Consider the following 24,542-nt stretch of genomic DNA (forward strand, 5'->3'; position numbering starts at 1 on the left):
TCTGCGGCACCGAGGTCAGCCGCGGTGAGCTGGCCGGCCGCAACCTCTACTGGTGCCGTACCTGCCAGCCCGGCTGAGCCCAGCCCCACCCCCGGGGCGGGGGCCGCCGGCCCGGCCCCGGCCCCCCCGGGGGGGGGGGCCGCGCCCCCACGACGTGACGTGGCCCGGCCGGGATCACACCGGCCGGGCCACCGATCAGGACTCCAGGCGTCGACGCCGGGCCAGGAAGAACGCGAACGCGCCCAGCACGACCATCACACTCCCGACGCCGGTCAGGGCCGGGACCGCACCGCTGCCGGTGACAGGCAGGATGGGTTGCTTGCCGCCGCCACCAGGTTGACCGGGTGCGCCAGGGCTGCCTGGTGCTCCAGGTGCTCCGGGGGGCCCGGACGGACCAGGTGCTCCGGGGCTGCCGGGTGCTCCGGGGCTGCCGGGTGCTCCCGGGCTACCTGGTGCGCCAGGCGCTCCCGGGCTACCGGGCGCTCCTGGACTACCGGGTGCGCCGGGGCTGCCGGGCGCTCCTGGACTGCCGGGTGCGCCGGGGCTACCGGGTGCGCCGGGGCTGCCGGGTGCTCCTGGACTGCCGGGTGCGCCGGGGCTACCGGACGGGCCGGGCGGACCGGTGGGCCCGGGCGGGCCGGTCGGTCCGGGCGGGCCCGTCGGCCCGGCGCAGATCGGCGCGGTGATGACGTTGGTGTCGAGGGTGACGGCGGCGGTGCGCGCCAGCGCGCGGCCCTGCAGGGTCGCGCCCGTGGCCATCGTGATCGCGGCCTGAGCCATGATGGTGCCCACGAAGGTGGTGCCGGTGCCGATCGTCGCCGAACTGCCGATCTTCCAGAACACGTTGCAGGCCGAAGCCCCATTGATCAGGACCACGCTGCTGTTCGACGCCGTTGTCAGCGAGGAGTCGACCTGGAAGATGAACACGGCCGACGGGTCACCCTGGCCGTTGAGCGTCAACGGTCCGGTCAGTTGGGCGGCCCCGATCCGGTAGACCCCTTCGTTGAGCGTGTTGCCACCCAGCTCCGCCGGGAGGTTGGTGAACGGGGTCCGGCCGGCGGCGTCGTTGAAGGCGATGGTCAGGTCGCTCTGGGCCTGGAGCGCGACCGCGTCGCCGAGGTGTACCTCGCCGCCGATGGTCGCCGTACCGAAGCCGGACGCGGTGCTTCCGGGGAACCGCCCGAGGCTCTGGGCCAGGAAGCTGGGGCCGGTGTTGGTCGGCTCCGCTCCGGCCAGGACGGAGAAGTCGGCCGCGGTTCCCAGGTTGACCGGTGCTTCCTGCGCGTTGGCGGCGGTCGAGCTGAAGAGCAGCAGGCTGGCTGCCACTGTGGCGGCTGCGCCAGCCGCGAGCGACGGCAGGACCACCCGCCGCCGTAGCCAGTGTTTGGGTTTAGCTGTCACAGAACACCCTCCGTGGGTACTACTCGCAGGAGACGTCCAGCGAGTGGCGTCCTGCGTGATACGGCCGTATGGCGCGCCGAGAAGCGCGCTGATTACCACATCACGTCAGGTGTTCAAATGAGAGCAAAACGGGACAATAGCCGGCGGGCATCTATCTGAATTGGACCGACCCTCGCGTTCGTGTTCGCCGCTTCCGTGACAGGCGGGCGGGTGCGCCCAGGCGGTCGAGCGAACCTCGGCCTACCGACGGATGGCCGGGACCGGCCTGATCGCGCGGCCGAGGACGCAGGGGGAGGAGGGGCTGTTACTGGTGGCCGGGAAACGGAACCTGCGCAGCTGCTCCACCTCGAAGCCGGCCGCGCCGATGGCGGCGACGGTGTCGCGGTTGGTGTGGCAGCCGGCGAACAGCTTCGGCCACAGCGTGGCGTCGAGGAGTCGTTGGGCGCGGTGCAGACCGGTGGCCTCCTCGGCGGCCACGTGCTCGAAGAACCGCACCTGGCCTGTGGGGCGCAGCACCCGGCTGATCTCGGCCAACGCGCTCGCCTGATCGGGCACTGTGCACAACACCAACGCGACCACCGCCGCGTCGAACTCGCCGTCCCCGACAGGCAGCGCCTCGGCCAGACCGTCGACGACAGTGACCGGGACCGGCGCGGTCGACGCGGCGCGCTCGGCAGCGGCACGCAGACGCCGCTCCGGCTCGACCGCGAGGACCTGGGTCACCCCCGGCGGGTAGTGGGCGAACATCCGCCCGTTGCCCGCGCCGATCTCGATCACCCGGCCGGACAGGCCGGCGACCAGGTCCCGCCGGAACGCCGCCGTGCCGGCACGGTCCATGGCGACGCTGAGCCGCTCGTAGACCCGGGCGAACACCGGGTGGGACACAGTTGCCACGTCGACCTCCTCATCTCCGTCGAACTGTTCTCCGGCGATTGTCCTGCATCTGTGCACGCTTTCCGTCTTACTGGTTGGCAGCACGATTCAACCCAGTGCAGACAGGACGTGGTGCGACCATGAAGATCGTCGTCATCGGGGGCAGCGGCCTCATCGGTTCCAAGCTCGTGGACCGCCTCGCCGCCCAGGGCCACGAGGCGGTGCCGGCATCGCCGAAGACCGGCGTGAACACCCTGACCGGCGAGGGAGTTGCCGATGCGCTCACCGACGCCGAGGTCGTCGTCGACGTGTCGAACTCGCCGTCGTTCGAGGACACCGCCGTACTGGAGTTCTTCGAGACCTCGACCCGGACGCTCCTCGCCGCCGCGTCGGACGCCGGGGTGAACCACTACGTGGCGCTCTCCATCGTGGGGTGCGACCGGATCCCGGACAGCGGGTACATGCGCGCGAAGGTCGCCCAGGAGAAGCTCATCGTCGCGTCCGGACTTCCGTACTCGGTGGTGCACGCCACCCAGTTCTTCGAGTTCCTTCAGGGCATCATCGACACCGCCACGGACGGCGACAGCGTGCACCTCGCGCCGGTGCTCATCCAGCCGATGGCCGCTGACGACGTCGCGGCCACGGTCTGCGAGGTCGCGCTCGGCGCGCCGACGAACTCAGTGGTCGAGGTCGCCGGCCCGGAGCAGTTCCGCCTCGACGAACTGGGTCGATCCCTCCTCGCCGACACACAGGACCGTCGGTCGGTGGTGGCCGACCCCGACGCCCGGTACTTCGGCGCCAAGCTGGGCGAACGCTCGCTCGTCCCGGCCGACGGTGCCCGCCTCGCCGGCACCGCCCTGGACGACTGGCGTACCCGGGCGGGCCGGGGGCACTGAGCCGGCCCGCTACCCCGGCGTCCCGGGCGGACCGGCCCGCCCACCGAGGCGCCGCACCAACTCCTCTACCGCCTCGGTGAACGGCTCGTCGGACTCGCCCGGCCAGTGCCCGTGGATGGGTGGGGCGACGCTGTCCCCTGGGGGTGCCACCACGTCACAGGGGTCACGCTGTCGACGATCCACAGCGGCGGCCGGGTCGCCGGTGGTGGCCGGCGCGGGTGCGGAATGCGGCGAGAAGATCCAGCCACCGATGGGGTCGGTGTCGCGCCACAGGTTCACCCAGCGCCAACCCACCCGCCGGCCGATCTCGTGCAGTGCCGCGTCGTCGACGTACGCGGGGAAGAGCCGTGCGTAGAGGCGGCGCAGCGGGGATCCGTGGGTGAGCAGGGCGACCCGGGCGCCGACCTGCGGTGGCAGTTGGAGCACCGTGGCGGCGAGCAGAACCGAGCCGTGGCTGTGCCCGGTGAGCAGCACCGCGTCGCCGCGCTCGACGAGATAGGTGATTCGGCGGGCCAGTTCCGGCACGGCCCGTTCCGAGTAGCAGGGCGGCGCGAACGGGTGGGCGGCCCGGGGCCAGAAGGTGCCGAGGTCCCAGAGGACGCCGACGTGTCGGCGGTACGGCTCGGTCCGGTACGCGAAGATTCCACCGATGATCAGACCGAGGATGATCGCCGCGATCACCCAGCTACCGAACGCGATGGTGAACGTGACCGCCGCCGCCGGCAACCCGATGTTCGGCTCGATGAGGTCGCCCGGGAGGTGCGCGAGCAGGCCGATCGTGGTGGTGGCCGTGCCGAGTCCGGCGAGGCAGCTGTAGACCACTGCCAGCGGCATCAGCTTCTCGGTGAAGCGAGCCCGGGCTATCGCGTCTCGGACCTGCCCCAGTCGGGGTCCTGCCCCGGCCGGCGGGTTCGGGAAGTCGCGCGCGACGATCGCCGCCGCGGCCCGGCGTCGACTCCGGCGGGAGAGCAGGATGACGAGGCCGGCGACGATCGCGGTGCCCAACAATGCGCGGAAGAAGCCGTGGATCGCCCAGGTGTAGGCCGCAGGTGGTCCGGTGGCGATGCCCTCCTCGGTCGGCACGTCGCGATCCAGGAAGTCCGCCACCCGGTAGACCAGCTCGGCGGAGTACGCCACCGCAATGCTGATCCCGGTGGCGACGACAACGAGAGCGCCCAGCCCGAACAGCGGGGTGGCGCCGCGTTCCCGGCGTCGGTGCCAGAGCAGCACCACGCCCAGGGCGGCCAACAGTGTCGTCTGAGCCGCGAACAGACCGGTCAGGGTCCGGTCGTAGCCGGGAAGCCCGTGCTGCTGCGACCACGGCCGTGAACTGGTCGGCACGTGTGCCACGACGACCACGGTCAGGATGATGGCAGCGTTCCGGAGGGTGCCGGTGATCCGGTCGAGCCGCCGGTCGCCGGGGGACCGGTCCATCAGCGGTGGTGTGCAGAGCAGCCCCACGCAGCCGGTCAGGATCACCCCCGTGATCGCCGTCAGCGCGATCGTGGCCGCTGACGCGTCGTTCGCGCCCTGGGCCAGGAGCAGGACGAGGTCCAGCGTCGCGAACGCCGCGGCGACGTGGATGGCGCGTAACCGCCCCACCAGCGGCTCGGCGTCCCACTGGCCGACGGTGCCGAGCCGGGGCGCGGCGCTGCCCTGGTCGGGTGCGCGAAACGCCTCGAAGGTCCGCCCCGGACGGCAGCTGACCCGCCAGATCAGGCCGATCGCGGCGACCGGGACCAGCGCGAGCACCGCCAACCGCAGGCCGACCGGCCGCCCACTCAGCCAGGACAACCAACTGCGTCCGGCGTGGCAGTCCGGCGAGGCCAGGCACTGCCAACCGACGAGATCCAGGGCGACACCGGCGACGGCGAGCACGTAGAGCACGGTGAGCGTGAGCGCCAGCACCCGGCACAGGGACTTGACCGCCGCCTCCGACCCGGGGTTCGCCGGGCGCATCCAGATCGCGACGTTGACCAGCATGAAGGGGAGCAGGAACACCACCGCCAGGGTGCGGGCCACGGTTCCGGAGGGCAGATCACCCCAGCGGTACGCCTCAAGCGTCACACCGTTCGCGCCGGTGCTGTCCGAGTACGGGGGGCGCGGCCGGTAGAACCCGCCACTGCGGTCACCGGCGACCTGCCCGATCTGTTGCAGGTCCAGCACCTGTGCGGCGCTCGCGCCGGAGACCCCGTGCACCCGCAGCTCCACGACGTTGCCGGAGTCGTCCGGCCCGCTCAACCGCGCTGATCCATCCGACGTCCCCCCGAGGCGTCTCGCAGCCCTCGTCCCGCGACCCGGCCCGACGTCACGCTCGGGGCTGCAGAGCCGGGTCTACCCGATCCGGCTGCCCTCAATCTCGGCCGGCAGGGGCGCTACCGCCCAAGCCGTGCTCGACCGGCGGGCACTGTCGGTTCGGGTACGTCGTTCCGGCCCGCCTTCGCCAGCTCGCTGCGGTAGGCGCGTGGCGAGAGGCCGGTGGTGCGCTTGAAGGCCACGCTGAGCGCGCTCTCCGAGCCGTACCCGACGGCCTGGGCGATGGTGGCGACAGTGTCGGAGCTGTGCCGGATGCGGTCGGCCGCGAGTTCGATCCGCCACCCGGTCAGGTACTCCAGTGGGCCCACCCCGACGACCCTCTTGAATCGGGCCGCCAGCGTCGACCGGGAGACGGTGGCCGCGCGGGCGACCTCGTCCACCGTCCACGCGTGCGCGGGTCGCGCGTGCATCGCGCGTAGCGCGGGGGCGACAACCGGGTCGGTGAGGCCGGCCAGCCACCCGGTGGTGGGCTGTTCGTCGCGGGCCAGGTGCAGCCGCAGGACTCGGATCAGCAGGACCAGCGCCAGGTGCTCGGCGACGAGGTGGGAGCCGAGTCGCGTGGACCGCAGTTCCTCGTCGATCTCGCCGAGGGCCCACCGGACGGTACCGGCCTCCGGGGTGTCGGCGGGGACGTGGATGACCGGCGGGAGGTTGTCCAGCAGGAGGCTGCGCGCCCGTCCGCCCAGGGTGAAGGCACCGCCGATGAGGAACACGTCGTCACCGTCGCCGACGTGCGCCACACCGTCGGTGGCGGCGGCGAAGATCGGGTACGCGGGCTGGACCGGCACATCGGGGTCGCTGAAGAGGGTGTAGGCCGCCGGTCGGGTCAGCAGGAAGCAGTCGCCCGTACCGAGGTTGATCGGCTCGGCGTGGCCGTCGACCCGTAGCGAGCATCGGCCCCGCCGGACGGCGTTGAACTTGGCCCCGGCGGGAGGGTCGAAACCCACGGCCCAGCGTCCGCCCCCGACCAGGCCGGCGGAGACGTGGCTCGTCGCGCCGAGCAGGGCCAGCACATCCTCCAGCGGATCCATCCCCACCTTTTCTGGACGCTCACGAAAGTATGAAGGACCCCAGACTATAGGCAGTCCGGTCCGAGCGTTCGTAGCCTGGGTTTCATGACAGCGAGCGCACGCCTCACCACCCCGTTCAACGCCCGCACCACCGCCGCCGAGGTCCTCGACGGTGTCGACCTCACCGGACGCCGGATGATCGTCACCGGGGGTGCCTCCGGCATCGGTGTGGAGACGGTGCGCGCGCTGGCCGGGGCCGGCGCCGAGGTCACCATCGCGACCCGGAATCCGCGGGCGGCCGACCGGCTCGCCGAGGAGTTCGCCACCGGTGCCAGACCTGGCACGGTCCGGTCGTCCGCCCTCGATCTTTCCGACCTGGCGTCGGTCGACGCCTTCGTCGCGGCCTGGCAGGGCCCGCTCGACGTGCTGGTGGCCAACGCCGGAATCATGGCGATCCCGACCCGCCAACTGACCGCCGTGGGCTGGGAACTCCAGCTCGCGACGAACCACCTCGGCCACTTCGCGCTGGTCCGGGGACTGCACGACAACCTGCGGGCCGCCCACGCGGCCCGGGTCGTGATGGTCAGCTCCGGGGCACACCTTGCCGCGCCGTTCGACTTCGACGACCCGCAGTTCGAGCGGCGCCCCTACGACCCGTGGTCGGCCTACGGCCAGTCGAAGACCGCGGAGGTCCTGCTCGCGGTCGGCATCACCCGCCAGTGGGAGAGGGACGGGATCACCGCGAACGCCCTCAACCCCGGGTACATCTTCACCAACCTCCAGCGCCACATCGACGACGACACGATGCGCGCGATGGGCGCGATGGACGAAGCGGGCAACCTCATCGAGGCGGAGTACTACAAGAAGCCCGACCAGGGCGCGTCGACCACAGTGCTGCTCGCCGGCTCACCCCTGCTCGACGGCGTCGGCGGCCGGTACTTCGACGACAACCAGGAGGCCGAGGTCATCCCCGGTGGCCCCGACGCCACCGGCGGAGTCGCCGCCCACGCGCTGGACCCGGCTGCGGCGGACCGGCTCTGGGCGTACGCCGAGAAGGCGCTCGCCTCGCGCTGAGGGCGGCCGGGCGTGCCGGCGATGATTGATCCGGTCGTGGCGGGGTAGGTGCCGCCATGGTCGCTGCCGGTCGGCGCGGAGCGGACGCGGGCCCGTCGACCGTCGCCCGGTGGGGGGACCGCCTGGTGGTCGCGTTGCGCGACCGGGTCCGTCGGGTCCGAACCATCGGCGGCCTCGCCCTACAGGCCGGCCTGGCCGCGGCGTTGTCCTGGCTGGTGGCGCATTCGCTGCTGCATGTGTCGCAGCCGGTCTTCGCGCCGATCTCCGCCGTCTCGACGCTCGCCGCGTCAGTCGGCCAGCGGTTGCGTCGCACCGTCGAGCTGATCATCGGTGTCACCGTCGGAGTGCTGATCGGCGACCTGCTCCTCCTGGTGATCGGCACCGGGTGGTGGCAACTCGCCCTGATCGTCGTGCTGGCCATCGTCGTCGCGCTCTTCCTCGCGGGTAGCGCGGCGGTGGTCATCCAGGCGGGGGCGACGGCGGTGCTCATCGCCACGCTCAGCCCGACCGTCCGGGACCTGGAGATCCCCCGGTTCGTGGACGCGCTCATCGGGGGAGGGGTGGCGCTGCTGGTCACCGCCGTGTTGCTGCCGTTGAACCCGCTGCGGGTGCTCAACCGGGCCGCGCGGCCGGCGTTGGATCTCCTCGCGACCCAGCTCGACGCCACCGCCGAGGCGCTGACCGAGCGGGATGCCGCTCGGGCCCGTACCGCCCGGGGTGAGCTGCGGCAGAGCGCGGGCCGGTTGAAGGCGTTCGTCGAGGCAACCCAGGGCGCCCGGGAGGCGAGCACCCTGTCACCCGTGTACTGGCATCAACGGCGTGGGCCGGTGGGCCGCTACGCGCAGGCGGCGGAGCCGATCGACCGGGCGGTGCGCAACAGCGGCACCCTGATCCGACGGTCGGTGTCGCTCATCGAGGACGGCGAGCCGGTGCCGGAGTCGTTGCCGACGGCGGTGGCCGATCTCGCCGAGGCGGTCCGCCTGCTCAAGCGGCAGTTCGCCGCCGGCGCCGAGCCGAACCGGGCCCGCGAGCAGGCGCTGCGGGCGGTCCGGACGGCTGGGCACGCCTATCGGGACGGCGTCGGCTTCTCCGGCGCGGTGGTGGTGGCACAGGTCCGGACGACAGTCAGTGACCTCCTGGTCGCCACCGGGCTGAGCCAGGAGGACGCGAATCATCTGGTCCGGAGGCTCTTCGGCGACCTCTCAGAGTCGGCTGACCCCGGCGGAGCCAGGTAGCGGCATCTTCCTGAGCCACGTCTGTTGCATTGTGAGCCAAAGTGGTGCCATCATGATGCCATGGAACTGAGGTCATACGTCGAGAACCTGCGTGACGAGTTCGCCGTGGCCGCTGAGGGCGTGGACCCGGAGGCCCGGGCGCTGGCCGAGCGACTTTTCGCGCAGTTGGAGGCGGCCACCCGTCTCACCCTGCTCGAAGCGCTCTCCGACGCGGCCGACGAGATCACCCGTGACCTCGCGCCGGGTTCGGTGCACGTCCGGTTGCGCGGGCGCGAGCCCGACTTCGTGGTGACGCCGGCCAGCCCGCCGGTCGAGGTGGCGAGTGAGCCCAGTGGCCCGCCACCGCTGTCGGTGCCGGTGACCGCGCCCGACGGTGACGACGGCGGCACCTCGCGGATCAACCTGCGGCTCCCCGACCACCTGAAGGCCAGCGTCGAGGACGCCGCCGGCCGCGCCGGGCTGTCGGTCAACGCCTGGCTCGTGCGCGCCGTCGCCGGTGCCATCGGGACGGGCGACACGCAGCGCCGTCCATCCCGCCGGGTGGAGCCGATCTCCGGCCAGCACTTCACCGGCTGGGCCCGCTAACTCCCCGTACCCCTTCCACCACCACGCCGCTGACCAGCGGCGACCTCCGCCGACCACCTTTCGGGAGACCACCATGCCTGTTTTCGAGACGCCAGAACCGATTTCCGTCCAGATCGAGCTGCCTATCGGCGATGCCTGGATCGCCGCGAGCGACCGCACCGACACCGTGGTGACGGTGCGGCCCCGCGACCCGTCGAGCAAGGCCGACGTGAGCGCCGCCGAACAGAGCACAGTCGAGTTCGCCGCCGGACGACTGGTGATCCGGGTGCCGAAGAGCTGGCGCCGCTACGCGTTCGGCCCCGGGCCGTCGGTCGACGTCCAGATCGAGGTGCCGACCGGGTCACGGGTGTACGCCGAGGCGGCGTGGGCGGCGTTCCGCTGCGAGGGTCGGCTCGGCGAGTGTCGGATCAAGACCGGCAGCGGCATCCGACTCGACGAGACCGGGCCGTTGGAGATCGACAGCAGCCACGGCGAGGTTGCTGTCGAGCGTGTACTGGGCTCCGCCCGGGTGAAGGCCTCGTCCGGCAAGGTGCGCATCGGCGCGGTCGACGGCACCGCCGAGATCAAGAACTCGTCCGGCGACTGCTGGATCGGCCGCAGCGGCGGCGACGTCCGGATCAACACTGCCTACGGCGACATCACGGTGGACGCCTCGCAGGCTTCGGTGACGGCGCGCACCGCCTACGGCAACCTTCGGCTGGGTGAGGTCACCCGCGGCGCTGTCGACGCACAGACCTCCTACGGCGCGATCGAGGTCGGCATCCGTCGCGGGACCGCCGCCTGGCTCGACGTCAGTTCCAAGCACGGCCGCGTGCACAACGCGCTGGAGTCGACCGACAGCCCGGCGCAGACCGACGAGACGGTCGAGGTCCGGGCGAACACCTCCTACGGCGACATCATGATCCGCCGCGCCTGACCCACCGCCCCGCCGACCACAGAGGAGGAGACCATGACCAGCTCCATGAACCCCGCGATCGTCGCCACCGACCTGCGCAAGTCCTACGGCGACAAGGTCGTGCTGGACGGCATCGACCTGATGATCACCGAGGGCACCATCTTCGCGTTGCTCGGTCCGAACGGCGCCGGCAAGACCACCACAGTGCAGATCCTCTCCACCCTGATCGACGCCGACGGCGGTGACGCCCGCGTCTTCGGCCACGACCTGACCCGGGAACCCGACGCGGTACGCGCGCTGATCGGCGTCACCGGTCAGTTCTCCGCCGTCGACAGCCTGCTCACCGGTCGGGAGAACCTGACCCTGATGGCCGACCTGTGTCACCTGGAGAGGGCCGCCGGTCGGCGGCGGATCGCCGACCTGCTCGACCAGTTCGACCTGACCGACGCGGCGGGCAAGCCGGTGTCCACGTACTCCGGCGGTATGCGTCGTCGGCTCGACCTCGCGATGACCCTGGTCGGCGAACCCCGCGTCATCTTCCTCGACGAGCCGACCACCGGCCTCGACCCGCGCAGCCGCCGGGCAATGTGGCACATCATCCGCGCGCTCGCCGCCGAGGGCGTGACCATCCTGCTCACCACGCAGTACCTGGAGGAGGCCGACCAGCTCGCCGACCGGGTGGCGTTCCTCGACCACGGCCGGTTGATCGCCGAGGGCACGCCGCGCGAACTCAAGCGGCTCATCCCGGGCGGCCACGTCGTCCTGCAGTTCGCCGACCAGGAGGGTCTCGACTCGGCGGCCCGGACGTTCGAGGCCGCCACCCGGGACGACGCGGCGCTCACCCTCCAGGTGCCGAATGACGGCGGGGTCGGGTCGCTGCGATCCCTGCTCGACCAGCTCGACCGCGCCTCGATCAGCGTGGCGGGCCTCTCCGTGCACACCCCCGACCTCGACGACGTCTTCCTCACCCTCACCGGTCAGCCCGACACCCGGGCCAGCCGACCCGACCACGAAAGGGCTCCCGCGCGATGAGCACCCTCTCCCTCGCCGTCCGCGACTCGAGCACCATGCTGCGGCGCAACCTGCTGCACATGCGGCGGTACCCGTCGATGACGTTCCTGCTCATCGGCATCCCGATCATCATCCTGCTGCTCTTCGTCTACGTCTTCGGCGGCACGCTCGGCGCCGGCCTCGGCCCGTCCGGCGACCGTTCCCAGTACGCCAACTACGTCACCCCCGGCATCCTGCTCATCACAGTGGTCAGCGCCGCGCAGGGCACCGCCATCTCGGTCGCGATGGACATGACCGAGGGGATCATCGCCCGGTTCCGCACGATGTCGATCTTTCGACCGTCGGTCCTGACCGGTCACGTGCTGGGCAGCCTGGTCCAGACCATGCTCAGCCTCGCGGCCGTCACCGTCGTGGCGCTGCTGGTGGGGTTCCGGCCCACTGCCAACCCTGTCGAATGGCTCGCCGCGATCGGCGTCCTCGCCATGATCACCTTTGCGCTGACCTGGCTGTCCGTCGCCCTCGGTCTGGTCAGTGACAGTGTCGAGACGGCCAGCAACCTGCCCATGCCGCTGATCCTCCTGCCGTTCCTCGGCAGCGGGTTCGTCCCCACCGACTCCATGCCGACCGCCGTACGGGTGTTCGCCGACTACCAGCCCTTCACGCCCGTCATGGAGACCCTTCGCGGCCTGCTCCTGGGTACCGGGATCGGCGCCAACGGGATCATCACGGTCGTCTGGTGCGCCGTCATCACGGTGGGCTGCTTCCTGTGGGCCAAGGCCCTGTACAACCGCAACCGGACGGCCTGATCCGACCGGCGCGTCTCGTCAGCACCGCAACGGAGAGCCGGCGGCTCGGCCCACAGGGGTCGGGCCGCCGGCTCGTGGCGTCGTGCGACCGGCGGTGAGAGCGTGTGATCGGGTGGCAGGTCGGTGGCGCGGGCGCGTGGTGGGGCGGCGGAGTTGGTGGCGCGGGCGCGTGGTGGGGCGGCGGGGTCGGTGGCGCGGGCGCGTGGTCGACTCGGATTTCGTGAAGTCGGCCGATCACTCCGCCGCGGACCCCGCGACTCCGGCGCGCACTAGTAGATCTTGCCTTCGGGGGCCGCGCGACGCCCCGTTGGGCGCACGGGTCGACCGGGCGGTGCGGGCACACCAAGACGTTGAATGTTATCGATAACACAGGGCTGCCGCCCGGCTTCACGCCGGGTGTGTCGCCCCTCCGGCGCGCTCAGTCAGGAGCGCGCATGGTCGTCGATGGCTGCCTGGCCGATTCGAGCACGCGACCGCGACGGCACGGGAATGTTATCGCTGCCATCATCGCCGGGGGAGAAGTGGTCGCTATCGGACGGCGTTGTCGCAATGTGCGGCGCACTGGACCTGTTGCACCCGCCGGTCGACGGGTCTCCGGGTGGCACTCGTACCCGACTCAGGCCCCATTCGTCGGATGGTTACGGCAGTTGAGGGCCGAATGTTGAGGTTTGCACCGGTTCGCTACCTACCCTCCCGAGTCCGTGCGCCTTTCGCGTTCCGTTACGGAGCTGTTGCGGGTAGATGTCTTGACGAGCCTGGATGTGAGCGTTAACACTATCCCCGTTAACGGTGGAGGTGAACATGAACCGTGTGGACGGAGCTGACGACCGCTACGTCGTCGGTGTCGATTACGGCACCCTGTCCGGGCGAGCTCTGGTGGTCCGTGTCGGCGATGGTGCCGAGTTGGGGACCGCGGTGCACGAGTACGGCGATGGCGTTATCAGCACGGCGCTTCCGGGAGGTCGAACGCTGCCCCCGGACTGGGCCCTGCAGAACCCGCAGGACTACCGCGACGTTCTGCGCTACGCCGTCCCGGCGGCGGTGTCCGCCGCGGGGGTGGACCCGGCGGCGGTGGTCGGCATAGGCATCGACTTCACCGCCTGCACCGTGCTGCCGACGCTCGCCGATGGCACCCCGCTGTGCGAGACCCCCGAGCTGCGCGACCGACCGCACGCCTGGGTCAAGCTGTGGAAGCATCACGCCGCGCAGCCGCACGCCGACCGGATCAACGCGCTCGCCCATGAGCGGGCCGAGCCGTGGATCGGCCGGTACGGCGGCAAGATCTCCGCCGAGTGGCAGTACGCCAAGGGCCTGCAGATCCTGGAGGAGGACCCGGAGGTCTACGACCGGGCCGAGCGCTTCATCGAGGCGGCCGACTGGATCGTCTGGCAGCTCTGCGGCACCGAGACCCGCAACGTCTGCACGGCCGGCTACAAGGGCATCCTGCAGGACGGTCAGTACCCCTCCAAGGGCTTCCTGACCGCGCTCAACCCCAACTTCGGCGACTTCGTGGCCAAGCTGGACGGCCCGTTGCTGCCCCTCGGGGCCAGGGCCGGTGCGCTCACCGCCCAGGCCGCCGCCTGGACCGGCCTGCCGGAGGGGATCGCGGTGGCCGTCGGCAACGTCGACGCGCACGTCACCGCGGCGTCCGCGCAGGCGGTGCAGCCCGGTCGGCTGGTCGCCATCATGGGCACCTCGACCTGCCACGTCGTCAACGGCGCGGAGGTCGCCGAGGTGGCCGGCATGTGCGGTGTGGTGGATGGCGGCATCAGCCCCGGCGCGTGGGGTTACGAGGCTGGGCAGAGCGGTGTCGGCGACATCTTCGGCTGGTTCGTCGAACACGCCGCCCCGGCCGGCGTCGACTCGCACGAGCGCCTCACCGAGCTGGCCGCGAGTCAGCCCGTCGGTGCGCACGGCCTGATCGCCTTGGACTGGTGGAACGGCAACCGTTCCCTGCTTGTCAACCACGACCTCAGCGGGATGATCGTCGGCATGACCCTGGCCACCCGGCCAGCGGACATCTACCGGGCCCTGCTGGAGTCCACCGCGTACGGCACCCGGATGATCATCGAGGCGTTCGTCGACGCCGGAGTTCCGGTGAACGACCTGGTGATCGCCGGTGGTCTGACCAACAACGCGCTGCTGATGCAGATCTACGCCGACGTGACCAGGCGACCGCTGAACATCATCGCCTCGGCGCAGGGGCCGGCGCTCGGCTCGGCGATCCACGCCGCCGTCGCCGCCGGTGAGTTCCCCTCGATCCACGAGGCGTCGCAGGCCATGGGTCGGGTGCACGAGGCCGTCTACCGTCCGGACCCCGAGCGGGCCAGCGCCTACGACGCCCTCTACGCCGAGTACCGGGCGCTGCACGACCACTTCGGACGTGGCGGCAACGACGTCATGCTCCGGCTGCGGGCGATCCGCAACGCGGCGGTCGAGACCGCCGCGACCCCGCACGAGGCCCCGCTGGAGGTGGTGGCGTGAACGCCGAGGTGACCCGACAGATCGCCGAGCTGCGCGAGACCGTCGCCCGCCAGCACGCCGAGCTGACCCGGTACAACCTGGTCGCCTGGACGTCCGGCAACGTCTCCGCGCGGGTCCCCGGCCAGGACCTGATGGTGATCAAGCCGAGTGGGGTGAGCTACGACGACCTCACCGCGGCCACCATGGTGGTGTGCGACCTCGACGGTGTTCTCGTCGAGGGCGACTTCGCCCCGTCCAGCGACACCGCCGCCCACGCCTACGTCTACCGGGCCATGCCCGAGGTCGGTGGGGTAGTGCACACGCACAGCTCGTACGCGACCGCCTGGGCCGCGTGTGGGGAGTCGATCCCCTGCCACCTCACCGCCCAGGCCGACGAGTTCGGTGGGGAGATCCCGATCGGGCCGTTCGCGCTGATCGGTGGTGACGACATCGGCAAGGGCATCGTCGCCACGCTCTCCGGGCACCGCTCGCCAGCGGTGCTGATGCGCAACCACGGCGTGTTCACCATCGGCCGCGACGCCCGCGCAGCGGTCAAGGCGGCGGTCATGTGCGAGGACGTGGCCCGTACCGCGCACCTGGCCCACACCCTCGGGCAGCCGGTTCCGATGGCGCAGGCCGACATCGACTCGCTCTACGACCGCTACCAGAACGTCTACGGCCAGCAACCAGTCGCACCGACGGGCTCCTGACCCTGCACCGATAACCCGGGACCCGTCGGTCTGCACCACGACGCACCAGCACGCACCACCCGCGTACGCCGCTCTTTCGCACCTCGGCGGTTGGCGCGGTTACCCACCACATCCAGCCAAGGAGATTCGATGGGAAAGATGCGAACGCAGTCCGCTCCGTGGCGCGCTGCCGCGGTCCTCGCCAGCGTGCTGCTGGTCGGCGGCGTGGCGGCCTGCGGCAATAGCGACACCGGCGGCGGCGGCACCAAGGACGACGGCAAGATCACGATGGGCTTCTCCCAGGTCGGTGCGGAGAGCGGGTGGCGTACCGCGAACACCATCTCGATCAAGGAGGCCGCCACGGCAGCCGGAATCGAGCTGAAGTTCGACGACGCGCAGCAGAAGCAGGAAAACCAGATCAAGGCGATCCGCAACTACATCCAGCAGAAGGTCGACGTGATCGCCTTCTCGCCGGTGGTGGAGTCCGGGTGGGACACCGTGCTCAAGGAGGCCAAGGACGCCGGCATCCCGGTCATCCTGACCGACCGCTCGGTGGACTCGGCCGACAAGTCGCTGTACAAGACCTTCCTCGGCTCGGACTTCGTCAAGGAGGGCCGGCTCGCCGGTGAGTGGCTGGTCGAGCAGAAGAAGACCGCCTCGGGTCCGGTGAACATCGTCGAGCTGCAGGGCAGCACGGGCGCGGCACCCGCGAACGACCGTAAGAAGGGCTTCGCCGAGGCGATCGCCGCCAACCCGAACCTGAAGGTCATCGCCTCCCAGACGGGCGACTTCACCCGGGCCGGTGGCAAGCAGGTCATGGAGCAGTTCCTCAAGGCCAACCCGAAGATCGACGTGCTGTTCGCGCACAACGACGACATGGGTCTGGGCGCGCTCGAGGCGATCACCGCCGCCGGCAAGGTGCCCGGCAAGGACATCACCATCATCACGATCGACGCTGTCAAGGACGGCATGCAGGCTCTCGCCGACGGGAAGTTCAACTTCATCGCGGAGTGCAGCCCACTGCTCGGCCCGCAGCTGATGGACCTGGCCAAGAAGGTCAAGGCCGGCCAGGAGGTGCCTGCTCGGATCGAGACCGAGGAGACCACCTTCACGTCCGAGCAGGCCAAGGAAGCTCTGCCCAACCGTAAGTACTGATCGACGACGGGGCCGCCGCGTTCGCGTGGCGGCCCCGCCGCGTCGCTTCCCTACCCGAAACGGACCGGGCTTGGCCCGCGACGACCTCCGTACCACGCCCGCCTGAGCGCCCCCAGGGGCGACCGGGCGGGCGTGGCGGGAGCGTAGCGGCCCTTCCGTGTCGACAACCCAGAAGAGGTCTGATGGGATGACGGATAGCCGTCCGGTCCTGACGATGACCGGGATCAGCAAGTCCTTCCCCGGGGTGCGTGCACTCCACGACGTCAACTTCCGGCTCTTCCCCGGCGAGGTGCACGCCCTGATGGGCGAGAACGGGGCCGGCAAGTCCACCCTCATCAAGGTGCTCACCGGCGTCTACGACACCGACCAGGGCGCGATCACCCTCGACGGCGAGCCCGTGTCGTTCACCGGGCCGATGCAGGCGACCGCCGCCGGTGTGAGCACCGTTTACCAGGAAGTCAACCTCTGCACCAACCTCTCGGTGGCGGAGAACATCTTCATCGGCCGTGAGCCCCGGGTCTTCGGCGCCGTCCGTTGGGGTGAGGTTCGCCGCCGCGCCCGAGCCCTGCTGGCCAGCCTCGACCTCGACCTCGACGTCAGCGCGCCACTCGGCTCGTACTCGCTGGCGATCCAGCAGATGGTCGCCATCGCCCGCGCCATCGACATCAAGGCCCGGGTGCTGATCCTGGACGAACCGACGTCCAGCCTCGACGCCGGCGAGGTGGCGCAGCTGTTCCGCATCATGCGGCAACTGCGCGACGAGGGCATCGCGATCCTGTTCGTGACCCACTTCCTCGACCAGGTCTACGAGATCTCCGACCGGATCACGGTGCTGCGCAACGGCGGGCTCGTCGGCGAGTACCTCACCACCGAGCTGCCCCAGCTCTCCCTGGTCGAGAAGATGATCGGCAAGGAGCTCGACGTCCTGGAGGGCATCGAGGAGCACTCCCGGCGGGACCTGGCCGCGCTGGAGGAGGGCACCCCCCTGGTGGCGGTGTCGAACTTCGGTCGGGCGGGTGCTGTCGAGCCGTTCAGCCTCACCATCCACGCCGGCGAGGTGGTGGGCCTGGCCGGCCTGCTGGGCTCGGGGCGTACCGAGGTCGCGCGGTTGTTGTTCGGTGCCGACCGCACCGACGGCGGTCAGGTGGCGATCGACGGCACGGCGAGCAGCCTGCGCACCCCCGCGCAGGCCATCGACCACGGCGTGGGCTTCTGTTCGGAGAACCGCCGGGCCGAGGGGATCGTCGCGGACCTGTCGGTCCGCGAGAACATGATCCTCGCCATGCAGGCGGCCCGCGGCTGGCTGCGGCCCATTCCGCGTCGCCGCCAGGACGAGCTGGTCGACAAGTACGTCAAGGCCCTCAACATCCGGCCCGCCGACCCGGAGGTGCCGGTACGCAACCTCTCCGGCGGTAACCAGCAGAAGGTGCTGCTGGCCCGGTGGCTGATCACCGAGCCGCGGCTGCTGATCCTCGACGAGCCGACCCGGGGCATCGACATCGGGGCGAAGACCGAGATCCAGAAGCTCGTGACGCAGCTGTCCGACGGGGGCATGGCGGTGCTGTTCATCTCCGCCGAGCTGGAGGAGGTGCTGCGCCTCAGCCACAAGGTGGCAGTCATGCGCGACCGGCAGATGGTCGCGCAGCTCGCCAACGACGAGAGCCTGGACGCCGACCGCATCATGCAGACCATCGCCAGCGGATCCCACCGGGAGGAGGCAGACCGATGAACGACACCATGAGCCGCTATCGGACGATGATCGGTCACCGGCTGTTCTGGCCCGCCGCCGTGCTGTTCGTCATGCTCGCCGCCAACACGATCTACCGGCCCGGCTTCCTGTCCATCGAGCTCAAGGACGGGCACCTGTACGGCACGCCGATCGACATCCTGCGGCTGAGCGCACCGCTGATCCTCGTCGCGCTGGGCATGACCCTGGTCATCTCCACCGGCGGCATCGACCTGTCGGTGGGCTCGCTCTGCGCGATCAGCGGCGCGATCGCCTGCATGTACATCAGCAAGCAGCCCGACCAGAACAGCCTTGGCGTGGTGGTGACCGCCCTCGCGATGGCGATGGGTGTCTCGCTGGTGCTCGGCGCCTGGAACGGGGTGCTGGTGGCCGTCATCGGGATCCAACCGATCATCGCCACCCTGATCCTGATGGTCGCCGGCCGGGGTCTCGCCCAGCTGATCACCGAGGGTCAGATCATCACCATCAACTCCGAGCCGTACCGGGCGATCGGCCTGGGCCACGCGTTGACACTGCCGCTGGCCATCTTCATCGCGCTCGCCGCGGCCCTGCTGGTCGCCGCGTTCACCCGTCGCACCGCACTCGGCATGATCATCGAGTCGGTGGGTGGCAACGCCATGGCCAGCCGGCTCGCCGGCATCCGGTCCGGTCGGGTCATCTTCCTCGCGTACGTGATCAGCGCCGCCTGTGCCGCGGTCGCCGGTTTCATGATGACTGCCAACGTCTCCAGCGCCGACGGCAACGCCGCCGGCCTCTGGGTCGAGTTGGACGCGATCCTCGCTGTCGTCATCGGCGGTACGTCCCTCGCGGGCGGCCGGTTCTTCCTGAGTGGCACGATCATCGGCGCGCTGATCATCCAGACCCTGACCACCACGGTGTACGCCATGGACATCTCGCCGCAGACCTCGCTGCTGTTCAAGGCGGTCGTCGTCATCGCCGTCTGCCTCATCCAGGCGCCGGCCTTCCGGGCCCGGTTCAGCCGGCGTAGGCGCAACGTCCCGCCGCCCGCCACCATCGCCGACAAGCCGAAGGAGCAGGTGCCGGCATGACCACTGGAACGCTTACCGCCGCCGGTCGTACCCGGTTCCGGCTGCCGAGGAAGCAGATACCGGTCCTGGCGACGCTCGCCCTGCTGCTGGTGATGTACGGCATCGGCGTCTCGCAGTACACGGCGTTCTCCAACGTCCAGGTCATCTTCAACGTCTTCATCGACAACGGCTTCCTGCTCGTCGTCGCGGTGGGCATGACCTTCGTGATCCTCACCGGTGGCATCGACCTGTCGGTCGGTTCGGTGGTCGCCATGACGGCGATGGTGTCGGCCGCGCTGCTGCAGGACGGCATGCCGGCGGCGCTGGTGCTGGTCATCGCCCTGCTCATCGGTCCGACGCTCGGCCTGTTGATGGGCTGCGTCATCCACTTCTTCGAGATCCAGCCGTTCATCGTCACGCTCGCCGGGATGTTCTTCGCCCGGGGCATGTGCACCTTCATCTCCGGCGCGTCGATCCCGATCACCGACGGGTTCTGGACCTCGATGTCGCAGGAGCGGATCGGGGACCCCCGGGGCAACTTCGTGTCGATCAGCGTGCTGATCGCCTTCGTGGTGGTCGTCATCGCCGCGTACACGCTGGCCTACACCCGGCTGGGACGCAACGTGTACGCCATCGGCGGCAACCCGCAGTCGGCGCTGCTGATGGGCCTGCCGGTGGGGCGGACCCGGATCGCCGTCTACACGATCAGTGGTCTGTGCTCGGCCATCGGCGGGATCCTGCTGTCCTTCTACACCCTCTCCGGCGCGCCGCTGATCGCCGTGGGGATGGAGCTGGACGTCATTGCCGCCGTCGTCATCGGTGGCACGGTGCTCACCGGCGGCGCGGGTTACGTCTTCGGCACGGTGCTGGGCGTGCTGGTCCTCGGCGTGATCCAGACCCTCATCACCTTCGACGGGAGTCTCAACTCCTGGTGGACCAAGATCGTGATTGGTGGTCTGCTCTTCGCGTTCATCCTCCTTCAACGCCTCATCGGAATCCGTTACAAGTGACCGCCCCTCTCGCGGAAGGCAACTCCATGGCACCACACACCGAACCCGAGATCTGGTTCCTCACCGGCAGCCAAGGCATGTACGGCGAGGAGACGCTCCGCCAGGTGGCCGAGCAGTCTCGCCAGATCGCGGCAGCGCTCGACGACTCGCCGCAGATTCCCGCCCGCGTGGTCTGGAAGCCCGTCCTGACCAACAGCGGTGAGATTCTGCAGGTCTGCCGGGACGCCGCCGCTCAGGGTGCCGTCGGGGTCATCGCCTGGATGCACACGTTCTCGCCGGCCAAGATGTGGATCTCCGGTCTGGACGCGTTGCAGACACCGCTGCTGCACCTGCACACCCAGGCCAACGTTCTGCTGCCGTGGAACGACATCGACATGGACTTCATGAACCTGAACCAGGCCGCCCACGGCGACCGTGAGTTCGGGTACATCCAGACCCGTCTCGGTGTGGCCCGTAAGACGGTGGCCGGGCACGTCAGCGACCCGCGGGTGACCACTCGGATCGGGGCCTGGGCCCGCGCCGCGTTGGGCTGGTCGGCGATGCGGTCGCTGCGTCTGGCCCGCTTCGGTGACAACATGCGCGACGTCGCGGTCACCGAGGGCGACAAGGTCGAGGCCGAGCTGCGGTTCGGGGTCTCGGTCAACACCTACGGCGTCAACGACCTGGTCGAGGTGGTCGGCGAGGTCACCGACGCGCAGGTGGACGACCTGGTCAAGGAGTACGAGGACACCTACCGCATCGTCGGCGAGCTGCTGCCCGGCGGCGAGCAGCACGACTCGCTGCGGTACGCGGCGCGTGTCGAGTTGGGCATGCGCGCCTTCCTGGACGCGGGCGGGTTCCGGGCCTTCACGACGAACTTCGAGGACCTCGGCGGGCTGCGTCAGCTGCCGGGCATCGCCGTGCAGCGGTTGATGGCGGACGGCTACGGCTTCGGCGGTGAGGGCGACTGGAAGACGTCGGTCCTGGTTCGCACCCTCAAGGCGATGTCGGTGGGCGTGAGCGGCGGCACGTCGTTCATGGAGGACTACACCTACGACCTCACCCCGGGCAACGAGCTGGTGCTCGGCGCCCACATGCTGGAGGTCTGCCCGACGATCGCCTCCGACGTGCCCAACGTGGAGATCCATCCGCTGAGCATCGGTGGCCGTGAGGACCCGGTCCGGCTGGTGTTCGACGCCGCACCCGGGCCGGCCGTGGTGCTCGGGTTGTCCGACATGGGGGAGCGGTTCCGCCTGGTGGCCAACGAGATCGACGTGGTGGCGCCGCCGCAGCCGCTGCGCCGGTTGCCGGTTGCCCGTGCCGTCTGGCGTCCGCGTCCCGACCTGCCGGTCTCGGCCGAGGCGTGGATCACCGCGGGCGCGCCGCACCACACAGTGCTGTCACAGGCGGTGGGCGTGGAGGAGCTGCACGACCTGGCGGAGATGAGCCGCACCGAGCTCGTCGTCATCGACGCCGCCACGGAGCCCCGCCGTTTCGCCGACGAGCTGCGCTGGAACCAGGCCTACTACCGGCTGGCCCGCGGCTTCTGATTCGCGCGGTCGGATCGTCCGGAAACGGGTGGTCCACCCCTGCCTGCGGGCGGGGGTGGACCACCCGTTCGCGTGTGCGCCAGCCGGGCCACGAGGCGGTTGTGTTACGCCTTGACTAACAGCATGTTATCGCTCACAGTCTATAACCAAGATGGTCGATGTCGTTGGCTGGTCCGGCCGCGCGCGCGTCCTACCCCGCGGTTTCGGCACCTCGTCGCCGCGACGGTCGGGCGATCGGTGTTAGCGATCACATGGCCGGGCGTGGTCAGCTCGGTGCCCCGCCCGGTGCCGCGGACGCCGACCCAGACCGCACGGTTCGCGTCAGCAGAGGAGGATCATGCTTTCCATCGGTCGGGTTCCCCGGGGTGCGCCACGACGGCGCGGGTGGCTGTCGAGACTCGCCGTCGCCGCGATGGTGCTGGTGGTCGGTGGCGCGGCTGTGGCCGTCGCCTCGTCGCCCGCGTCAGCGGCCACCGTCGACACCAACGCCTGGTACGTGTTGGTGAACCGCAACAGTGGCAAGGCCGTGGACGTGTACAACCTGGCCACGAACGACGGTGCGCGGATCACCCAGTGGACGCGCAACAACGGTAACCAGCAGCAGTGGCAGTTCGTGGACTCCGGAGGCGGCTACTACCGACTCAAGTCGAGGTTGTCGGGCAAGGTGCTGGACGTCTCCGGCCGCTCGACCGCCAACGGTGCCAGCGTCGTGCAGTGGAGCGACAACAACGGCACCAACCAGCAGTTCCGGCTGGCCGACTCGGACGGCGGCTACGTCCGGTTGATCAACCGCAACAGCAACAAGGCGATGGAGGTGCAGGGCGCCTCGACCGCCGACGGTGGCAACATCGTGCAGTACGACGACTGGAACGGCACCAACCAGCAGTGGCAGCTCGCTCGCATCGACGGCGGGACCGACCCCACGACGCCGCCCCCGTCCAACGGCACGTATTCGAACCCCGTGGTCTGGCAGGACTTTGCCGACGTCGACATCATCCGGGTGGACAACGCCTACTACATGTCGGCGTCCACAATGCACTACTCGCCCGGCGCGCCGGTCCTGCGCTCGTACGACCTGGTCAACTGGGAGTTCGCCGGTCACTCCGTGCCCAAGCTCGACTTCGGGTCGAAGTACGACATGAGCGGTGGTAACGCCTACGTCGATGGCATCTGGGCGTCGACGTTGAACTACCGGCCGAGCAACCGGACCTACTACTGGGCCGGGTGCATCGACTTCGCGCAGACCCACATCTACACGGCGTCCGCCGTCGACGGCACCTGGAGCAAGCACACCACCATCCCCAACTGCTACTACGACGCCGGGATGCTGATCGACGACAACGACACCATGTACGTGGCGTACGGCAACGGCACGATCAGCGTGGCGCAGCTGTCCGCCGACGGGAAGTCCCAGGTCCGCGCCCAGCAGGTGTACCAGACGCCGTCGAGCATCGGGACGCTGGAGGGCGCGCGTTTCTACAAGCGCAACGGCGCCTACTACATCTGGCTCACCCGCCCGGCCAACGGCCAGTACGTGCTCAAGTCGACGAACGGCCCGTTCGGCCCGTACGAGCAGCGGCAGGTGCTGCTCAACCTGCCCGGCCCGATCTCCGGTGGCGGTGTGCCGCACCAGGGTGGGCTTGTGCAGACCCAGAACGGCGACTGGTACTACATGTCCTTCGTCGACGCGTACCCCGGTGGTCGGATGCCGGCCATGGCGCCGATCACCTGGACCGGCGACGGCTGGCCCGTGCTGCAGACGGTGAACGGCACCTGGGGCAGCTCGTACCCGAAGCCGAACCTGCCCGCGCCGCCCCGCGCCGTCAAGCCACTCACCGGCACCGACACGTTCGCCGGCACCACGCTCGGACCGCAGTGGGAGTGGAACCACAACCCGGACAACAGTAAGTGGTCGGTGAACAACGGGCTAAACCTGCAGACCGCCACCGTCACCGGCGACCTGTACAAGGCGCGCAACACGCTGACCCACCGCATCCAGGGCCCCACCTCGACCGCGACGATCGAGTTGGACTACTCCACAATGCGCGATGGTGATCGCACCGGCCTGGCGGTGCTGCGTAACTCGTCGGCCTGGATCGGAGTCCGACGGGACAACGGGTCCACCCGGCTGGTCATGCAGAACGGGCTGACGATGGACGGCAGCTGGAACACCACAAGCACCGGCAGCGAGGTGGCGAGCACCGCCGTCTCCGGTGGCCGGATCTGGTTGCGGGCCAACGCTGACATCAGACCCGGATCCGGTCGGCAGGCCCGTTTCTCGTACAGCACCGACGGGGTGAACTTCACCTCGTTCGGCAACGCCCTGACGCTGGCGAACAACTGGCAGTTCTTCATGGGCTACCGGTTCGCCATCTTCAACCACGCGACGCAGTCGCTCGGTGGCGCCGTCACAGTGCGGCAGTTCAGCCTGACCACACCGTGACGCCGGTCACACGACGATCGCTCTGACCGGTGGCGCTGGCGACGCAGCCCTGGCGGCATGTGAAGTCCGCGCCACCGCGTCAGCTTCCCGCCGGCCTGTTCCACGCTCTGTCAAGGAGCGAGGGCAGGCCGGCGTACCACACCAGGACCGTGTCCCGGGTGGGTTGGTTGGGGACTTCCGACGGGTACCGCCTCGTACGGCTGCGGCGCGTCGAGCGGTCCCCACACAGGCGTGCCGTGTTCGGGGTCGTTGCTGGCGTAGACTGTCGGCGATCCAGCGCTGGTCACCTGGGATTCAGCACCGGCGTGGTGACTGAGCGAGGGGGATCGGGCCGGGCCGCTCCAGTCGACGTCGACGGGCTGCGGGCCGGCGATGT

The 24,542-nt window shown here is 70.0% G+C and carries 20 protein-coding genes; 16 read left to right on the forward strand and 4 right to left on the reverse strand.

The window, feature by feature from the left end; translation table 11 throughout:
• The coding region (locus tag AB0K35_RS17205) for a zinc finger domain-containing protein (protein ID WP_363886566.1) at window positions 1-77 on the forward strand (77 nt) is incomplete at its 5' end.
• A gap of 118 nt (window positions 78-195) precedes the next feature.
• On the opposite strand, the gene AB0K35_RS17210 is transcribed toward AB0K35_RS17205, so the two are convergent.
• On the reverse strand, window positions 196-1,401 hold the full coding sequence (locus AB0K35_RS17210; protein ID WP_363886165.1) for an ice-binding family protein: 1,206 nt from the start codon (window positions 1,399-1,401) through the stop codon (window positions 196-198).
• Between the two features lie 240 nt (window positions 1,402-1,641).
• Window positions 1,642-2,295 (reverse strand): methyltransferase domain-containing protein, encoded by a 654-nt coding sequence (locus AB0K35_RS17215; RefSeq protein WP_363886167.1) that lies wholly within the window; start codon window positions 2,293-2,295, stop codon window positions 1,642-1,644.
• 119 nt (window positions 2,296-2,414) lie between these two features.
• On the opposite strand from AB0K35_RS17215, the gene AB0K35_RS17220 reads away from it, so the two are divergent.
• Window positions 2,415-3,170: an SDR family oxidoreductase gene (locus tag AB0K35_RS17220; RefSeq protein WP_238669229.1), complete on the forward strand. Its 756-nt coding sequence runs from the start codon at window positions 2,415-2,417 to the stop codon at window positions 3,168-3,170.
• Between the two features lie 9 nt (window positions 3,171-3,179).
• Here the strand turns inward: AB0K35_RS17220 and AB0K35_RS17225 are convergent, their stop codons facing one another.
• Complete coding sequence (locus AB0K35_RS17225; protein ID WP_363886169.1) at window positions 3,180-5,411, reverse strand: hypothetical protein; 2,232 nt, start codon at window positions 5,409-5,411, stop codon at window positions 3,180-3,182.
• 134 nt (window positions 5,412-5,545) lie between these two features.
• Window positions 5,546-6,517 (reverse strand): AraC family transcriptional regulator, encoded by a 972-nt coding sequence (locus AB0K35_RS17230; protein WP_363886172.1) that lies wholly within the window; start codon window positions 6,515-6,517, stop codon window positions 5,546-5,548.
• A gap of 84 nt (window positions 6,518-6,601) precedes the next feature.
• Here AB0K35_RS17230 and AB0K35_RS17235 point away from each other — a divergent pair, with 84 nt between their 5' ends.
• The 14 genes from AB0K35_RS17235 to AB0K35_RS17300 all read left to right on the forward strand — a co-directional run bounded on the left by AB0K35_RS17235 (window position 6,602) and on the right by AB0K35_RS17300 (window position 24,166).
• On the forward strand, window positions 6,602-7,570 hold the full coding sequence (locus AB0K35_RS17235) for an SDR family NAD(P)-dependent oxidoreductase (RefSeq protein WP_363886175.1): 969 nt from the start codon (window positions 6,602-6,604) through the stop codon (window positions 7,568-7,570).
• 56 nt (window positions 7,571-7,626) lie between these two features.
• Window positions 7,627-8,805, forward strand: coding sequence for an FUSC family protein (locus AB0K35_RS17240; protein ID WP_363886177.1), 1,179 nt, complete (start codon window positions 7,627-7,629; stop codon window positions 8,803-8,805).
• Window positions 8,806-8,865: 60 nt separating this feature from the next.
• Window positions 8,866-9,390, forward strand: a complete 525-nt coding sequence (locus AB0K35_RS17245) for a hypothetical protein (RefSeq protein ID WP_238669232.1) — start codon at window positions 8,866-8,868, stop codon at window positions 9,388-9,390.
• A 73-nt stretch (window positions 9,391-9,463) separates the two neighbouring features.
• Window positions 9,464-10,306 carry a DUF4097 family beta strand repeat-containing protein gene (locus AB0K35_RS17250; RefSeq protein WP_238669233.1) on the forward strand — a complete coding sequence of 281 codons (843 nt, stop codon included), beginning with the start codon at window positions 9,464-9,466 and terminating at the stop codon, window positions 10,304-10,306.
• Window positions 10,307-10,339: 33 nt separating this feature from the next.
• Complete coding sequence (locus AB0K35_RS17255; RefSeq protein WP_238669234.1) at window positions 10,340-11,317, forward strand: ATP-binding cassette domain-containing protein; 978 nt, start codon at window positions 10,340-10,342, stop codon at window positions 11,315-11,317.
• A complete protein-coding gene (locus AB0K35_RS17260; RefSeq protein WP_363886180.1) occupies window positions 11,314-12,102 on the forward strand; it encodes an ABC transporter permease in 789 nt (262 codons plus the stop codon). The genes AB0K35_RS17255 and AB0K35_RS17260 overlap by 4 nt, the downstream gene beginning before the upstream one ends.
• Before the next feature lie 801 nt (window positions 12,103-12,903).
• Window positions 12,904-14,586, forward strand: coding sequence for a ribulokinase (gene araB / locus AB0K35_RS17265; RefSeq protein ID WP_238669236.1), 1,683 nt, complete (start codon window positions 12,904-12,906; stop codon window positions 14,584-14,586).
• On the forward strand, window positions 14,583-15,275 hold the full coding sequence (locus tag AB0K35_RS17270; protein WP_363886182.1) for an L-ribulose-5-phosphate 4-epimerase: 693 nt from the start codon (window positions 14,583-14,585) through the stop codon (window positions 15,273-15,275). Before araB ends, AB0K35_RS17270 begins: the two co-directional genes overlap by 4 nt.
• Window positions 15,276-15,413: 138 nt before the next feature.
• Complete coding sequence (locus AB0K35_RS17275) at window positions 15,414-16,409, forward strand: ABC transporter substrate-binding protein (protein ID WP_238669370.1); 996 nt, start codon at window positions 15,414-15,416, stop codon at window positions 16,407-16,409.
• A 187-nt stretch (window positions 16,410-16,596) separates the two neighbouring features.
• Entirely contained in the window at window positions 16,597-18,138 is a 1,542-nt protein-coding gene (locus AB0K35_RS17280) for a sugar ABC transporter ATP-binding protein (RefSeq protein ID WP_238669238.1), read from the forward strand.
• Window positions 18,135-19,205 carry an ABC transporter permease gene (locus AB0K35_RS17285; protein ID WP_238669239.1) on the forward strand — a complete coding sequence of 357 codons (1,071 nt, stop codon included), beginning with the start codon at window positions 18,135-18,137 and terminating at the stop codon, window positions 19,203-19,205. Before AB0K35_RS17280 ends, AB0K35_RS17285 begins: the two co-directional genes overlap by 4 nt.
• Complete coding sequence (yjfF, locus tag AB0K35_RS17290; protein WP_238669240.1) at window positions 19,202-20,194, forward strand: galactofuranose ABC transporter, permease protein YjfF; 993 nt, start codon at window positions 19,202-19,204, stop codon at window positions 20,192-20,194. The genes AB0K35_RS17285 and yjfF overlap by 4 nt, the downstream gene beginning before the upstream one ends.
• A 26-nt stretch (window positions 20,195-20,220) precedes the next feature.
• Window positions 20,221-21,723, forward strand: a complete 1,503-nt coding sequence (gene araA / locus AB0K35_RS17295) for an L-arabinose isomerase (protein ID WP_091401160.1) — start codon at window positions 20,221-20,223, stop codon at window positions 21,721-21,723.
• Window positions 21,724-22,060: 337 nt separating this feature from the next.
• Window positions 22,061-24,166 (forward strand): family 43 glycosylhydrolase, encoded by a 2,106-nt coding sequence (locus tag AB0K35_RS17300; protein WP_363886187.1) that lies wholly within the window; start codon window positions 22,061-22,063, stop codon window positions 24,164-24,166.
• Window positions 24,167-24,542: the final 376 nt, after the last annotated feature.

Source organism: Micromonospora sp. NPDC053740, from assembly GCF_040677775.1.
GTDB lineage: Bacteria > Actinomycetota > Actinomycetes > Mycobacteriales > Micromonosporaceae > Micromonospora > Micromonospora alfalfae.